Source organism: Acutalibacter muris, assembly GCF_002201475.1.
Taxonomy (GTDB): Bacteria; Bacillota; Clostridia; order Oscillospirales; family Acutalibacteraceae; genus Acutalibacter; species Acutalibacter muris.
The window spans coordinates 1,528,424-1,544,266 of sequence record NZ_CP021422.1 but is presented as its reverse complement, the minus strand read 5'-3'; the positions used below and the strand labels follow the sequence as shown (position 1 = coordinate 1,544,266).

The following is a 15,843-nucleotide window of genomic DNA, read 5'->3' as shown; positions in this document are numbered from 1 at the left end:
ACTTCATACTTGGGATATTGCTGGTCTGTCATTTTTCATTTTGTAAAAGGAAAAGGATGAACAGAATATGAAAAATACAAGCATTATCCCAAACCATGTTTCAGAAACCCTCATTTTTAACAGGGCCACCGGCTGGCGGGAAGATATGCCAGCTTACATTGAGCCGGGCACCAGAGTTTTGTGCCTGTACCGCGTCTCGACCGATAAGCAGCTTTACCACACCGAGGACAACGAGGCCGACATCCCCATGCAGCGGAAACGCTGCCGGAAGTATTGTGAATCCATGAATTGGACTATCGTGTGCGAATTGCAGGAGGAAGGTGTTTCCGGGCACAAAGTCCGGGCGGAAAACCGGGACAAGATACAACAGATTAAGGAGTACGCCAAACAGGGAAAGTTTGACATACTCCTTGTGTTCATGTTTGACCGTATCGGACGAATCTCGGACGAAACGCCCTTTGTTGTGGAATGGTTCGTTCGCAACGGCATCCGCGTCTGGAGCACACAGGAGGGTGAACAGCGTTTTGACAGCCACACGGACAAGCTGACAAACTACATCCGATTCTGGCAGGCGGACGGCGAAAGCGAAAAGACCTCTATCCGCACGGCAAACAGCATGGGCCTTCTGACCGAGGAGGGCTGCTTTACCGGCGGGTGCTGCCCATATGGGTACAGCTTTGTAAAGACTGGCAGAACGAATAAACGCCGTCAGGAAGTCAATGACCTTGCTATTTGCGAGCAGGAGGCCGAGGTCGTCCGCATTATGTTCCAGCTTGCCGCAAAGGGCGGGTATGGGGCACAGCGTATAGCGAATTATCTGAATGGGCGAGGAATAAAGAATCACTCCGGCAAAAACTGGCACCCGGCGTCCATACAGGGTATGCTTCGGAATATCCTGTATACAGGTGTTTTACGGAGTGGCAAAAGCCGTTCGGAACCGCTGGAAAGGCTGAAAATTGTGGACGAGCGAGAATTTCAAACAGTACAGGAAATGCTGGCCGCACGTTCGAGAGCCAATGAAAAAATCCGTTCAAAACCTCTGAACACAAGAGGAAAATCGTTGTTGTCCGGAAATATCTTCTGCGGGCACTGTGGAGCCAGATTGTGTGTTACCACCAGCGGGAAGGGCAGGAAATCAGCAGATGGGACAGATACGATACGCATGAGATACACCTGCCAGACAAAGAGCCGTACCCATGGGGATTGTGACGGACAAACCGGCTACACGGTGGAAAAGCTGGACGGAATAATCGACATCATCATTCATACCATCTTTGACAAAGTGAGCAGCCTGAGCCGGGACGACATTCTTGCGGAACGGTTTGCACAGGACTGTAACGCACGGAAAACCGCTTTTGAGAGCGCTAAGAAAGAATATGAGAAAGCCGAGACCGAATTGAAGAAACTCAAAAGCGAGATCATCAAGTCGATATCGGGCGAGAGCGCTTTTGCGCCGGAGCTTTTGAACAGCATTATTCAAGAGCAGGAACAGAAGTGCGACGAGTTAAAGAAAGCATGTTTAACGGCACAGCGGGAATGGGAGGACGACACTTCGGCCCTTGCCAACATGGGCCAACAGTACGATGATATTCTGGAATGGTCCGCTGTCTATGACCATGTAACCATGCCGGCAAAGAAAGTCATAGTTTCGCATATTATTGAACGAGTGGACGTGTTCCGGGGCTATCGACTCAAGCTACAGTTAAATTTGAGTGTGGAACAGTTCCTTCGCGGGCTGGACTGTATGCCCATAGAGGAAAAGTACGGAAAACCAGCTTAAAAAATTTTGATTACTCCTTTCTGAAAAGATACTGTTTTTTCGTGGGGGCGCACATGATTCGCCTGCACGATGGGGGCATAGAAAACATGATTTGGGAGAGCGCTTGAATGGCATTCAAGAGGTCAGCGGTTCGATCCCGCTTATCTCCACCACAGGGTACACGAGAGAAAAGGCTTGTTTCAAAAGGAACGAGTCTTTTCTTGTATGTTGTATGTGTTTCGTAGGCCAGCATATCCCGGCCATACAAGCACATTCCCACTAGGGGCGTTCAGAACTTTATGAACGCCCCTTTTTTCATGCCAATTTTTAGATACTATCATTATAGAAAGGAGTTTTCCCCATGAAAGACCGCCTTGACTATGATTATTTTTACGGCGGGGAATCCGAGCAATTCAGCTTTTACCGTATCCCCCGGCAGCTCATTGTGGTCCCGGAGTTCAAGCACGTCTCCACCGACGCCAAGCTGCTCTATGGCCTTATGCTTGACCGTATGGGCCTTTCCGCCCGGAACGGCTGGTACAACGAAGAAAACCGCGTGTTCATCTACTATCCTTTGGACGAGATAAAGGAGGCCCTGAACTGCGGCAACGATAAGGCGGTCAAGCTGCTGGCAGAGCTGGACACCGGCAAAGGCATCGGCCTGATCCAGCGGGTCAAGCAGGGTCAGGGAAAGCCTGCCAGGATTTACGTCAAGCGCTTCACGACCAGGGAGACACCCGATACTGATAACCGCCCCTCTCCCCCGGCCCGAAATCCAGACTTCGGAAAATCGGAGTGTAATTATACTTACAAGAATCAGACTGAAAGAATCTATACCGATCCATCTATCCAGCCAGTGACCGATGGGATGGATTGGGAGACTTGCCGAAAAGGGGTGATGGAAAATATCAGTTTCAACCAGCTTGTGGAGGAATACGGCAGGGAGGACGTGGAGGGGGTTACTGACCTGATCACCGATATCCTGACTTCTACCCAGCCCGCTGTCCGCATTGGCAAGGAGGAATTTCCTCTGAGCATTGTCCAGGCCCGTTTCCGTAGGCTGGACGAAACACATATCCAGTACGTTTTTGATTCTTTGCGCCGGAATACCACCAAAGTCCGCAATAGATAGATGCGTTCATAAGTTTGCAGATAAAGTAATCTGAATTTGCCACATTATATCACAGCTCGCGCTTGATTTCAATGCTTGCGCTTATTACATAAACAGGTCTAATGCGTCCCAACTTGGAGCTGTTGACAAAGTGCCCCCAAATCGCTCGAAATATGGTATAATTAGAGCAGGGGGGGCGAGGAAATGCAGTTAAAATATCACATGGTAACGATAGAGGATTTGGTACCGGAAAATCATTTTCTGCGGAAATTGGAAGCGGCGCTGGATTTATCGTTTGTGTATGAGGAGACGGCGCACTTGTACAGCCGGAGGTATGGCCGTGCGCCCATAGACCCGGTAGTAATGGTAAAATACCTGTTGCTGGTTTTTTTGTACGGCATCCCCTCGGAGCGGCAGATCGAGGTGCGGTGTGCGGACAGCAACGCGTTTCGTTGGTATCTTGGAATAGATTTGGATGAACGAGTGCCAGACCACAGTACGATCAGCCAGCTGCGGCGGCGGAAGCCTGCGTTTCGGAAGGTGTTCCGGCGGCTGTTTGAGGAAGTGGTGCGCCAGTGCGTGGAAAAAGGTCTGGTGAGCGGACGGCTGGCGGTGACGGATTCCACCCACGTCAAGGCCAACGCGTCCAGGGCCTCGAAGCAGGAGGTAGATGCGCTGGAAGAGGTGGGGAACTATTGGGAGCGGCTGGACGCCTATGAGGAGGAGGGACTGGAGGAGCTGAAACGGCAGACAGGGCAGCGCCGGGCGAAGCGTACAAAGCAGGTGAAAAAGGACAAGCGCCGTTCCCACAAGAAGGTGAGTAGTACCGACCCGGAGTCGGGCTACATGAAGCGGCCCGGCAAGCCCAGCGGTTTTTATTATCTGTCTCACCAGACAACCGACCCGGACCACGGTATCATCACCGCTGTAACCGTGACGCCGGGGGATGTCCATGACTCACGGCCCTATTTGGAGCAGTTGGAGTACGTCCATAAAAGTGTTGTGCCGCTGCAAGCCGCCGCGGCGGACTCCGCCTATGACTTCCCCCTGGCACACCGAGCGCTGGAAGAACTGGGCATCGACTTCTTTGTCGTGCCACAGCCCGCCCATGACCGCACGAAAGCTGAACTGAAGCGGGATGCATTCACCTATAACGAACAGCGGGACGTATACTTGTGCCCTAACGGGAAAGAACTGCGGCGCAAGCGGCTGTATCGAAGTGGCAGCGGGCTGTTCTGGGAATACTGGGCGGAAAAGAAAGACTGCGGCAGTTGTCCTTTGCGGCAGAAATGTTTGAATGAGACGGACAAGGCCGGCGCCAGAAAGCTCCAGGACAGTTATTTCAAGACTGTTGTTCAAGAACATTTCTCCAGGCGATGGGAGCCGGATTACCGGGAGGCGCTGAAGCAGCGGCAGATCTGGTGTGAGGGTACTTTTGCCGCACAGAAATGGGGACACAACCTGACGCGTCTCCTGCGGCGAGGTTTAGAGGCAGCGGAGGACCACTGTCTCCTTTCCGCCGCGGCCTTGAACCTCAAAAGAATGATTAAACACTCAGTGTGATGCCGAAAGGCATCTTTTTTCTTGCCTGAAATCTCCCTTGTCCCTTTATTTCAGGCACTTTGTCAACAGCTCCAAATTGTCCCAAAGCAAGGGTGGAAAGGCCGCCACGGTAAAGGACAAGGAAGAGGCCCCCGCCGCTCCTGCGCCGGAACAGCCGCCCCAGCCCCGTGACGCGACCCACGCCGAAAAGGAAGAGATTGTCTATCTCAACCTCTCGGAGCTGTTCCCGTTCAAAGACCATCCCTTTGGGGTGCGGGACGATGCGGAAATGAAAGGGCTTGTGGAGTCCGTCAAGGACAACGGCTTACACCAGCCCGCGCTGGTGCGTCCCCGGGAGGGCGGCGGCTATGAAATCATCGCGGGCCACCGCCGCCAGCGGGCCAGTGAGCTGGCCGGGTTTGCAAATATGCCTTGTATCGTCCGCAACATGACGGACGACGAGGCCATCCTTAGCTGCCTGTTTCAGATTGTGGATTTTCGCCCACTGTTCCTAAGATTGCTACGAATGTTTTTATCCTTTATGCCCTTATCCCTTACTACGGAGAAAAAGCTGTTTTGCCAAACTCACGCAAAAGAAAAACGCTGCAATCTTCAAAAAAAGATTGCAACGCTCTCTAAACCTTTCATCGCCTGCAACTGTATAGTCAGTCCACTCTTTAGCGATACCCACATCTGCAAACTATTCATCATTTTTGCAGCCGCTTGCCCGCCTGATACTCCCGCGGACTGCACCCGACATACTTCTTAAAAAGCTTGCTGAAATACCTGGGATTATGTCCAAGCCCTATCTCCTCGGCCACGGCGTATATCTTGTTGTCCTTCCCCGGCTCCAGCAGCTCCTTGGCCCTCTGGATCCTCCGGCGGTTAAGGTATGTCAGGAAGTTTTCGCCGGTGTGGGCGGCAAAGGCCTTTCCCACATAGTCCTCGTTGCGGAAGACCAGGTTGTTGGCTATCCACTTCAGGCTAAGGCGGCTGTCGCTCAGGTTTTGGTTCACATACTCGATAATCTCGTCCACGAAATGCTGGCTCTTTTGGGGTGCGGAGGCCTCGGGGTCAGGAGCAGGGAAAGCCGCCCTCGGGCGCTTTGCGCAGTCCTTCTGCACCCTCTCCAGCACCTCCCCCAGTTCCTTCTCCCCACAGGGCTTCAGAAGGTAGTACCGTATGCCGAAGCTCATAGCCCTCTGGGCGAACTCAAACTCGCTGAAGCCGGAGAGTATGACAAATTCCGCCTTGATCCCCATCTCCTTGGCCTGCTTTATCATCTCAATCCCATCCATCACCGGCATTTTCACATCGGTGATAACTATGTCCGGGGGCGAGACCTCCATAAAGCGCAGAGCTTCTATGGCGTTCTCGCAGGTGCCCGTCAGCCGCACGCCGTAATTCTCCCACTTAATTGTGCCTGCCATAGCCTCCAGCACGTCCTTCTCGTCGTCTACCAGCAGTAAATCCAGCATGGGACCAGCTCCTTTCTCAGCGCCACTTCTCATCCCCGGGCTTCGGCAGCAGGAGCTCCGCGCGGGTCCCCCGGCCGGTGTTATATACCCGCAGTGTGTACCGTTCTCCCAGCAGCAGCGAAAGCCTTTTTCGGATATTGATAAGGCCTATCCCCTCGTCCGCCCCCGCCGGGTTCTCCAGTTTTTTAAGTGTATCTTCGTCTATCCCCGGGCCGTTGTCCTCCACAAACAGCAGCAGCTCATCGCCGCTCTCCCCCGCGCCGATCCTTATCACACAGGGCTCCAGCATATTCTCCAGAGCGTGCTTTATGGAGTTTTCCGCCAGGTTCTGCAGGGCCATCGGCGGTATCATGGCCCCGCCCCATTTCTTTGGCGCCTCTATCAGCACGCTGAGCCGCTCGCCGTATCTGTACTTCTGTATGGAGACATATCCTTCAACTATCTCCAACTCCTCCCGCAGGGGCACCAAAGTCTCCTTTTTATAGAGAGTGTAACGCAGTATCTTTCCCAGGGCCTCGGTAATATGGGATATCTCCTCCTGCTTGCCCGTCTTCGCTTTCCAGTTGATGGTCTGCAGGATATTAAACAGGAAGTGGGGGTCTATCTGGTTTTGCAGAGATTTCAGCTGGGCCTCCTGTACGGCGATCTTTGTCAGATAATTTTCCTCCACCAGCCTTTTCACGTCCCCGGCCATCTTGTCAAAGGAGCGGTTGAGATAACCCACCTCGTCTTTGCGGTTGTCGCTTCTATACCTGTCAAGCTCTTCATAGCGCCCCGCCTGGAACAGGCGCATTTTAGTGACCAGCACGTTAAACTGCTGTATTATCTGGGACACAAGCTTTGAGCAGAACAGGGTATTCACCAGCATGACCAACACCGCCGCGACAAAGGTCATGGTTCTCAAAAGCCGCAGGGAGCGGGCCACTGAGTCGAAGGGCAGGTACATGGCGTAGCTCATGCCAAAGGCCGAGTGGGTCGCGTAGCTGACAAAGTAGTCCCGTCCCTCCAGGCGGCAGACCCGGTATCCGTTTTCGGCGGGCTGGACCCGAAATTCCTCTCCTGCCTCGGTGAAGCTGGTGAAAAGCAGGCCGCCGTTCTTTGAGAATATGACGATCTCCGGCTGGTAATTCAGGTTTTCCCGGCTTTTAAGGCTGTCGGACACGATCCTCTGCAAATCTACCTGGAGCGCCAGAAGCCCTATGGGCCGCATATTCATCTCCCTCATGCTTACAATGCTGCGCACATAAAAGAGCCTGCCCCCGCTCTCATGGAGCACCGGCCTGCCCCCGCCCTTTGAGGCCTCCAGAGTGAGCTCCTCTATAAGCGCAGCCTCCATGGCATAAGCGTCTCCTATGCCAAGGCTCTTCCCATTAACGCAGACCGCCGCAGAGAGCACGTAGGGAAGCCGGCCGTAGTGGTTTAAAAGCAGGTCGTTCAATGACAGATAGGCCCGCCCGAATGGATAGACCGGCTCCCTGGTGGAAAAGTCAAGCCCCGGGTCCCGTAGTATATCCTGCACCACATCTCCCGTAACCACATAGGCGCTGGTCTTGTCCACAGCGGAAAGCTCCTGTTCGATGGAATCTATGCTCATGTTGAGAAACTGGGAGGTGTTCCTATAGAGCTCCTCCTCATACTGGCGGAATACATACACCGACGTAGCCAGCACCGTCACCACCGAGAACAGCATAAGCGAGCAGAACACCAGCATGAACTTTGGCTTCAGGCGTATATTGAGCAGCTTCATCTAGTCCGTAAGCCTGAATATCATCCCGGCACTTTTATGCTCACAGTAGTGCCCGGGCTCCGTGAGTATCTTCTCCTCCGATATCTCCCCGGAGAGAAGCCTTTCACACAGCTCCTTCATATCCCTTATTATCCCCCCGGAGATAGGCAGATAATACGAGGACTGGCCGCTGAGATAATCCTCCTGCCGGTCCAGGTCGCAGCCGTTCTCCTGAAGGAAATGTCCTCCGTACCAGGCGAAGTCCTCAAGGCCGGGGAGTCTTTTCATAAAGCGCCCCAGTTCCTCTTTATAATGGGATATAACCTGCCGCCACTCGTTCCTGCCGCAAATCATCAGCACAATGAACCCTGACCCAATGGCGTCCCCTGTGAAGATGCTCTTATGGGCCCGGTCTATGAACACCACAGAGTTTGGCGTATGCCCTCCAAGCTCCACCGCCTCGAGCTGCACTCCACCGCCCAGGTCTATCACCGTGCCGTCCTCAAGGGGGCAAAACTGTTCGGCCTTCGGGGCGGGGGCCAGGGTCCTGCCGAATACCTCCTCCATCTGCCGCCTGTTCCTTTCCATAGACTCAATGTCCCGCCGGTGGAGCCAGGTTTTGGGGAAGCAGTGCGCCTGGGCCATATGGTCCTCGTGTGGGTGAGTCACAGCCACCTCCACCGGCAGGGGCGTCAGGCTCTCTATAAGCGCGGGCAGATCACCCTCGCCAAGGCCCGTGTCTATTAGCAAGGCCCTCTCGGTGCCGCAGACCAGATACGCCGACGAGGTAAAATAATCGTCAATGCGGAACAATCCCGGGCAGAGGTAAGTCACCTCGAACGCGTTTTTCCTGTCCTGCCGGAACAGCCAGTCAACCACCGCATCATTACCAAAACAGGCTGACCAGACATCTCCCTCCGGCACGTTCGTATACCGCACACATTGTCCCCCGCAGGTGCGTATGGCGGCGGCAAGGTACTTTGGTGCTGCGGGCACCTTCCTGTCCTCCGGCTCACCCTGTCCAAAGGCCCACACAGGCGTGAACTTCATGTTCCTGGCGGCATAAGGGTCACCCCGCCCTCCAAGAGCCAAAACGCCGGCAAAGAGCCTGGGAAAGCGGGAACCGATGGCCCAGGCAGCGGCTCCGCCCACCAGATATCTTCTGCACCCGTCCGTCTCCTGCTCCAGCTCAAAGAGGAGCGTGCGAAGGTCCCGCCCCTGCTCCCATTCCGTCAGGTCCTCTTCGCTCTGCACCCACAGCAGGGCACAGGGGTGTCTCTCCTGGAATCTCTCGTCGAGGAATATCTCGGGCCGGGCCCTATACTCCGGCTCGTCCAGTACCACCAGCAGCGGCAGTCCCGCCTCCCCGCTCCAGAACCGGCAGTTGAGCTTACCTATTTTGTACTCTTTAGCTTTCACAATATGATCCTCCGTTTCTATAGTTTACTCTTTCACGGCGCCCATCACTATACCTGTTACAAAATATTTTTGAAGGAAGGGATATATCACCAGTATGGGCACCATAGACACCACGACCTTCGCCGAGTTGAACGTCAGGCTGGACATGGCCAACTTCTCCTTTATCTCCTCCGGGGACATGGTTGCCATCTGCGTCGGGTCCAGGGTGGCCGAGAGGGACTGGATATATGTCTGTAGCGGCAGCTTTGAAAGGGAATTGATATAGAGCTTCCCGTCAAAGAAGCTGTTCCAGTGGTTCACCACCGCGAACAGGGCTATTGTGGCCAGCGAGGCCTTGGAAAGGGGCACGAAAATATGCCAGAGGATATACCAGGGACTGGCTCCGTCCACATAGGCCGCCTCCTCCAGGGCAGCGGGTATGTTCTTAAAAAAGTTCATCAGCAGTATCACATTGAACACCGGCACCGCCGTGGGGAGCACCAGGGCCCATATGGTGTCCATTAAGCCCAGATGCCGTATTACCATGAAGGTGGGCACCAAGCCGCCGTTGAACATCATAGTGAACACCACGAACCACATATAAAACTTCTTGCTCTTAAACACCCTGGGGCTCTTTGACAGGGGATACGCCATGAGTATGGAGAGTATCATATTTATGGACCCGCCCAGTATCACTCTCAACACTGATATCATAAAGGACTGCCCGAACTGCCGCTCCTCCATCATGGCCTTATACGAGGATAGGGTGAAATTCACCGGCAAGAAGCTGACCTTCCCCAAAGCGGCGCTGGTGCGATCGCTAAAGGAGATGGCCACAGTGTTGAGTATGGGCACAAGGCATATGAGCCCGCAGAACAGCAGGGTCGCCCCGATAATTATGTCTGCCGCCGCAGGTTTCCGGCGTTCCGGCGTTTCTTTTTTCTTCATGTTAAGTCCCCTCCCTAGAATATCCTGTACCCGCAGAACTTGTCCGCAAGCTTATACGCCAGGGCCAGCAGGCCGAAGCTTATTACCGATTTGAAGAGCCCCACCGCCGTGGCGAAGCTGTACTGTATATTCACAAGGCCCTCCCTATAGACATAAGTGTCGATAATGTCCCCGGTGCGGTAGACCAGGGGGGAATACATATTGAACACCTGGTCGAACCCGGCATTGAGCACATTGCCGATGCTTAAAGTCCCCATGAGTATTATAGTGGGAAGTATCCCCGGTATGGTGATATTCATGATCTTCTTCCAGCGGCCCGCGCCGTCGATGTCCGCGGCCTCATAGAGGGTGGGGTCAATGCTGGTCATAGCCGCCACATATATCACCGCGTTATAGCCAAACTCCTTCCAGACGTCCGTGCCAATGATAATGGGCCGAAACCAGGTGTTGCTTATCATAAACATCACCGGCTCCCCGCCAAAGGCCATTATGATCTGGTTGATTATGCCGGTATAGGAGAAGATATTGCTGAACATCACCGCCAGTATGACCCAGGAAAGAAAGTGCGGCAGATACACCGCCGTTTGAATGAACCGCTTATACCGCACGTTTTTGCACTCGTTGAGCAGCACCGCGAACACCACCGCCAGCAGTGTGCCCAGAAGGATCTTTGACAGGGCGATTATCAGGGTGTTCTCCAGGATCTGCCGGAAATCCGGAAGCATAAACAACCGCTGGAACTGGGCCAGTCCCACGAACTTTGAACCGAAGATGCCCTTTGCCGGAACAAAATTCTGAAAAGCCATGACTATGCCGAACATAGGAACGATGGAGAATATCACAAGAAATATCATTCCCGGCAGGAGCATGGCGTGATAGTATCTGGCATTTTTCTTATTATACACTAAGTAAGACCTCCTTAAAAGCCCGCCAAAACGGCAAGGGCACGCCCGGCAACCCAGGCGCACCCTCCCCGCAGGCAATTTTTATATTACCCCTTGTCGACTATGGCCTGAACTTCCGCGGTCAGGGTGTCGCCGCCCAGAGCCTTCCACTGGCTGACAAACTCGTCGAAATAATCCACCGGCTTGTCGCCCACTATTATCTGAAGGTACATCTCGTCCTCCAGCTTGTCCAGCGCAGCCTTTAATGTGGTGGAGGATTCTGTCTCGTAGTAGTAGGCGGGGTAGACCGGGCTGCCCTCCTTGGTGACGTTGCCGCCCACATAACGGGTCCAGTAGGCCCAGAAGCCCATCTCGTCCTTGTCGCCGTCGGCAAACTTCTTGGCGGCGACGCACTGGCTCCTGTCATAATCCGTCATGCCGGGATATTCTGTGTAAGAGCCGTTCTCCACGTTATCCTTAACGCAGACGCTCAACTTTGGTACCACGTCGAAATAATCGAAGGTGAGCGCCCCCAGGACATTCAGGCTCCTGCCGCCCGCGTCGTCCACAGCGCCGCTGTTGCGCATTTCCAGACTCTGTGCGGCATACTTGCAGGCTATCTCGTCCTCCGGGTCCTGCGTGCCGCGAACGACCTCGTTGTTGGCTGCCAGGGCTATAACGGCGGCCTCCGGGTGCTCGCAGTCCTTGCTCACAACACAGACGCTCTCTGTGGGGGAGCCGGTCATATAGTTAAACTCGCCCTTGCTGTTCACCGGGCCGGGTATCGCCACATACTCAATATCGGGGGTATTGGCCAGGGCGTCGTTGGCAATGGCCCACCAGGCCCCGAACTTAGCCCCCGCGGTGCCCGAGGTCCATAGAGCCTCCGTCTCCCCGGAGCCAATGCGGGTGGGGAACTGCTTGTCGATAAGCCCCCGCTGATACCAGTCGGCCAAGAGAGTGAGGGCCTCCTTCATCTTGGGGTCGGTGGAGCCGTAGTAGACCTTCCCCTCCTCGTCCTTGAGCCACTGCGTGGGGAACACGTCAAAGGCGTTAAACACAGACTCCAGGCCGTAGTTATTGGCGTAGCCAAGCACGGGCTTCGTTGCCTGCACCACTAGGCCTACAGTATCATCCTGTCCGTTGCCGTCCGGGTCCCTGGTTACAAAGGCCTCCAGGGCCGCCGCGATCTCGTCAAGGGTCTTGGGCACCTCCAGTTCGAGAGCGTCCAGCCAGTCCTTGCGCATCCACAGCAAATTCTGCGCATAGCCCAGGTTGCTTCCGGGAATGGCCAGCTGTTTGCCCTCCACTGTGACCGCCTCAATGTTCCTGTTCTCAAAGCTGTTGTCCACCAGCTCCAGGGTAGCCCCCCGATACTTAGGATAGACCTCCGTCAGGTCGGCCAAAAGGTCGTTCTCGGCCATCTGCCGGAAGGTGAGGTACTTGTCCACATACATCAAGTCGCAGAGCTCGCCGGAGGCGATATTGATGGAGAGCTTGTTGTTGTATTCGGAAGCCTCCGCGCTCCAGGCCAGCTTCATCTCGATATTGTAGCGCTCTTTGAGGAAATCGTTGATGTAGTTCTGCTCCGGCGACTGGTCTGCCGGGAATTTCGCGCCGGGGTACATAACCTTGCTGTAGGTAATGGTCACCGGCTCCTTATACCTGCCGTCCTCGTCGAAGGGGCTGTCGCCAGCCGTGTCCTGCTCCGAAGGGGAAACGGCGGACGAGGTCTCGCCCGAGGAACCCTTTTCCTCCTCCGAGGAGCCGGGAGCGTCCCCGCCGCTGCATGCCGCCGCCGAAAGCGCCAGAAGTGCCGCTATCAGCAGGGCTGCCAGTTTTTTCATTCCTTTCATTTTACATCACCTTTCATTCGTTGTCCCGCCGGTTTTTTTATCTCCGTGGGCTGTAGTTTTAGTATACTATATCTCTAGGAGATAAAAAATAAACAAACCCGACATAAATTGTGCACAAAACCGATATAAGTTTATACGGCAGAATATAGCACGACGCTATGTTTGAGAGATGGCGTGTTAGGGCAAATATGTGCATCTCTATTGCAACACCCATACTCCACTGTAACGCTACACAAGCGAATATTAAAGTCAGCAGGATTGAGTTATATAAATTCTCACGCACTTCGTCACACTTTTGGGACAAGAATGTGCGAAGCAGGAGTGAATGTGAAGGTAATTCAGGACACTCTTGGTCACAAGGATATTTCCACCACGCTTAATATCTACATCGATGTGACAAAGGAACTCAAGCGTTCCGAATTTGAAGGTCTTGACTTATACTTCAAAAATGAGTAAAATAATATAGTCCTGATGTTCCCGTATCGGGAATGTCAGGACTTCTCTTATAAAATCAGAAGTTAGTCATAAGAGCATACATCATTTACATCAAATCGTACACATACACGATGTAAAAGTGATTCATAGTATGACCTGATTGAAGATTGACATTTTCGAGAATCGAGAAAATAGGACAGTAAATCAGGTTATAGAGGGACTATATCAATATGACCGATTTCATCCCGACGATGAAGTCCTTACCGAACGAAAAAGGCTAAAAAGTCCCTATTTATGCGGGTTGCGGGACTTGGCAGAACGCCGAAAATTACATCTTTACATCAAACTTACATCAAATGGTGCAGGATTTCGTGCAGAGGTGAAAAAATCGCATAATTTTGTATTTAAGACCTTGAGAGGACAACACCTTTCAAGGTCTTTTTTTGCGTTGTACGGTGTATCCGGTCGCAAACTACAAGTTTTCTTTGATTTCCAATACAATGTAATTGCAAAGGAGGTTGAGGTTTGATTATGAGTAACAGTTTATCGGCTATGCGCCCGGAGCTTGTGCGTGAGTGGTCGGACAAAAATCCTCCGCTTACGCCGGATATGATAAATGAGAAATCCCGAAAAATGTATGGTGGAAATGTAAGACTTGCGGCAACGAGTGGAAGTCGGTTGTTTATGTCCGAATAAAAGGTGATGTAGTAATGAAAGAAACAAAATATCATCTTTATCTAAGAACCTGTTTAGTATCTAGCCAACCATCCGGTCCAGTGATAAAATAGAGGGGATGAGGGGGGAAGACAGGTGAGGAAAAGCTATCCAAGTGACATCAGTCGGAAACAATTTGAAGAAATACGCGAGGAATTGTCCAGAGTCAAAAAGCTAACACATCCCAGAAGCTACGACCTGTATGACATATTTTGTGCAGTTTTGTATCTGTTGAAAGAAGGATGCACATGGCGAGCCATCCCACATGATTTCCCTAAATGGCAAAATGTGCGGTATCATTACGACATATGGTCAAATCCAGATGAAAATGGAGTCAGTGTTCTTGACAGGGTTTTACGCAAACTGGTGGAAGCAGAGCGGGAAAAAAACGGACGCAAGGCACAAACAACAATGATAATTGTCGATTCCAAAAGCATTCAAAATGCTGATACCGCAGAAGAAAAGGGCTATGACGCGGGGAAAAAGTATCTGGGATAAAACTACATATTGGCGTGGACATTTTGGGGCTACCCCACGCAATTATGGTGACGACCGCCAATGTAACAGATCGAACCGGCGCAATTGATATGGTTGATTATTATTGTGATGTAACCGACCATCTGTCTGCGCTCAAAAAGATTATGGCAGATGGAGGCTACACCGGAGAAACATTTGCAAACTCAATCAAGGATCTTTCTGGTGCGGAGGTTGAGGTCGTTAAGCGCAACGAGCTCCATACTTTTGCTGTCCTGCCAAAGCGCTGGATTGTGGAGCGCTCTTTTGCCTGGCTCGACAAATGTCGGAGACTCTGGAAAAACTGCGAACGTAAATTACAGAACTCTTTTCAAATGTTTTCTCTTGCCTTTATTCGTCTGCTCTTAAATAGATGCTAAACAGGTTCTAAGGCTCCATACAAATTATAATACAAATCTTCTGTTTCCCGCGTGTTATGTGGTTTTAAAAACTCATGATATTCGTCAAGGCCATCTAAAAATAGTATCGTTTTTTTGCATTTGGATCATTTCTCAGCTTATCAAAATTTTCCAACTCACTGGCATTGAAATACTTCAAACGATGTTGTTTTAACACAGTTCGCAAAATGAGACGGTGATAGGCTTTAACACATAAAAACGATTTTCCTACTCCACTTTCTCCTAGCACAAGCACCATACCCACTTGACGGTTTTTAAATAGCAGTTTCGGCAGTAACCTATCTATTTTTCCTCTTTTCCCATTCCATCCTTCAATGGTGTATTGGCAGTTAATGTAATCCTTTATGTTCCCATGATAAGCAAGGTTCCTTAAATCCTCAGAATTTGTTTTGATGTGGAACAGCCATTTAATCCACGCAAAAAGTGCGCCTAAGATAGCAAGCGCTGAAGCTATTGCACCTAGATATTTATCCCATTCCATAGTAAGATTTGTTCCTTTCTGTTTATTTTTTGATAACAACTTTGAGTAGCCCAGTTCATACTGTAGCATGGACCCAGAACAGTTCAGACTGACTTGTTCATTCCATTCTTCATCATCCTCAATATTCCGATTTGGATTTCTACACCGACTAGATTTCATTTCCTCTACAGCAAAGTACGTGGCGTGGTCAATAATACCAAACGTGTACTTATAGTTGTTTAATAGTTTATTTAGCACATCACGGCTCCACACCGTTCTTCCAGATGGAGAAGGAACTCCTTGCTTGTGTAAGTGCTCCTGAATTTTTTCCAGACTCTTGCCTTCCAGACAAAGGTCAAACATCTCCCGCACGATTTCCGCATCCTGCTCAACTATTTCTATCCGCTTGTTCTTGTCACGCCGAAAGCCATAACATACCTTGCCAAAGATTTTTGATTCTAACGAGGACAACTTCACGATTATCTTCCTTTCTTACATTGTAGTGGATTGCTCGAGCATTTTCAAGTAGAACATACAAATTAGTGTAATTAATTTCGCTTTTTCTTCTGTTGAACATGATTATTAGTGGATTATTAGGTG

The 15,843-nt window shown here is 51.7% G+C and carries 14 protein-coding genes and 1 pseudogene; 8 read left to right on the top strand and 7 right to left on the bottom strand.

Annotated features, from left to right (window positions below; genetic code table 11):
• The first annotated feature begins 67 nt into the window (after positions 1 to 67).
• The 4 genes and pseudogenes from ADH66_RS07915 to ADH66_RS19585 form a co-directional block, all read left to right on the top strand.
• The gene (locus ADH66_RS07915; RefSeq protein ID WP_236757217.1) at positions 68 to 1,780 is read left to right on the top strand and encodes a recombinase family protein; all 1,713 of its coding nucleotides are present in this window, start codon (positions 68 to 70) and stop codon (positions 1,778 to 1,780) included.
• A 340-nt stretch (positions 1,781 to 2,120) separates the two neighbouring features.
• Positions 2,121 to 2,891, top strand: coding sequence for a replication initiator protein A (locus ADH66_RS07905; protein ID WP_066533731.1), 771 nt, complete (start codon positions 2,121 to 2,123; stop codon positions 2,889 to 2,891).
• Positions 2,892 to 3,074: 183 nt separating this feature from the next.
• Positions 3,075 to 4,433 (top strand): IS1182 family transposase, encoded by a 1,359-nt coding sequence (locus ADH66_RS07900; protein ID WP_066533733.1) that lies wholly within the window; start codon positions 3,075 to 3,077, stop codon positions 4,431 to 4,433.
• Between the two features lie 91 nt (positions 4,434 to 4,524).
• Positions 4,525 to 4,887, top strand: a pseudogene (locus tag ADH66_RS19585) (ParB N-terminal domain-containing protein); the annotation flags it as partial.
• A 232-nt stretch (positions 4,888 to 5,119) separates the two neighbouring features.
• Here ADH66_RS19585 and ADH66_RS07890 read toward each other — a convergent pair.
• From ADH66_RS07890 to ADH66_RS07865, 6 genes are all read right to left on the bottom strand, one after another.
• Positions 5,120 to 5,890: a response regulator transcription factor gene (locus tag ADH66_RS07890; protein ID WP_066533736.1), complete on the bottom strand. Its 771-nt coding sequence runs from the start codon at positions 5,888 to 5,890 to the stop codon at positions 5,120 to 5,122.
• A gap of 16 nt (positions 5,891 to 5,906) precedes the next feature.
• A complete protein-coding gene (locus ADH66_RS07885; RefSeq protein ID WP_066533737.1) occupies positions 5,907 to 7,637 on the bottom strand; it encodes a sensor histidine kinase in 1,731 nt (576 codons plus the stop codon).
• Positions 7,638 to 9,035, bottom strand: a complete 1,398-nt coding sequence (locus ADH66_RS07880; protein ID WP_066533740.1) for an MBL fold metallo-hydrolase — start codon at positions 9,033 to 9,035, stop codon at positions 7,638 to 7,640.
• Positions 9,036 to 9,059: 24 nt separating this feature from the next.
• On the bottom strand, positions 9,060 to 9,962 hold the full coding sequence (locus ADH66_RS07875) for a carbohydrate ABC transporter permease (protein ID WP_066533742.1): 903 nt from the start codon (positions 9,960 to 9,962) through the stop codon (positions 9,060 to 9,062).
• 14 nt (positions 9,963 to 9,976) lie between these two features.
• A complete protein-coding gene (locus ADH66_RS07870) occupies positions 9,977 to 10,831 on the bottom strand; it encodes an ABC transporter permease (protein WP_066541555.1) in 855 nt (284 codons plus the stop codon).
• 122 nt (positions 10,832 to 10,953) lie between these two features.
• A complete protein-coding gene (locus ADH66_RS07865; RefSeq protein WP_207653054.1) occupies positions 10,954 to 12,693 on the bottom strand; it encodes a type 2 periplasmic-binding domain-containing protein in 1,740 nt (579 codons plus the stop codon).
• A gap of 183 nt (positions 12,694 to 12,876) precedes the next feature.
• Between ADH66_RS07865 and ADH66_RS21320 the strand changes: the two genes are divergently transcribed.
• From ADH66_RS21320 to ADH66_RS07850, 4 genes are all read left to right on the top strand, one after another.
• Positions 12,877 to 13,158 carry a tyrosine-type recombinase/integrase gene (locus tag ADH66_RS21320; protein ID WP_257789569.1) on the top strand — a complete coding sequence of 94 codons (282 nt, stop codon included), beginning with the start codon at positions 12,877 to 12,879 and terminating at the stop codon, positions 13,156 to 13,158.
• A 289-nt stretch (positions 13,159 to 13,447) separates the two neighbouring features.
• Positions 13,448 to 13,666: a hypothetical protein gene (locus ADH66_RS20605; protein ID WP_207653053.1), complete on the top strand. Its 219-nt coding sequence runs from the start codon at positions 13,448 to 13,450 to the stop codon at positions 13,664 to 13,666.
• Between the two features lie 94 nt (positions 13,667 to 13,760).
• Positions 13,761 to 13,925: a zinc-ribbon domain-containing protein gene (locus ADH66_RS20975; RefSeq protein WP_236757241.1), complete on the top strand. Its 165-nt coding sequence runs from the start codon at positions 13,761 to 13,763 to the stop codon at positions 13,923 to 13,925.
• A gap of 22 nt (positions 13,926 to 13,947) precedes the next feature.
• Positions 13,948 to 14,744, top strand: a protein-coding gene (locus tag ADH66_RS07850) for an IS5 family transposase (RefSeq protein WP_088364400.1) whose coding sequence is annotated in 2 segments (ribosomal slippage) — positions 13,948 to 14,338 and positions 14,338 to 14,744 — 798 coding nt in all. Because the reading frame shifts where the segments join, the coding sequence is not laid out codon by codon here.
• 94 nt (positions 14,745 to 14,838) lie between these two features.
• Here the strand turns inward: ADH66_RS07850 and ADH66_RS07845 are convergent.
• Positions 14,839 to 15,720: a recombinase family protein gene (locus ADH66_RS07845; RefSeq protein WP_066533753.1), complete on the bottom strand. Its 882-nt coding sequence runs from the start codon at positions 15,718 to 15,720 to the stop codon at positions 14,839 to 14,841.
• Positions 15,721 to 15,843: the final 123 nt, after the last annotated feature.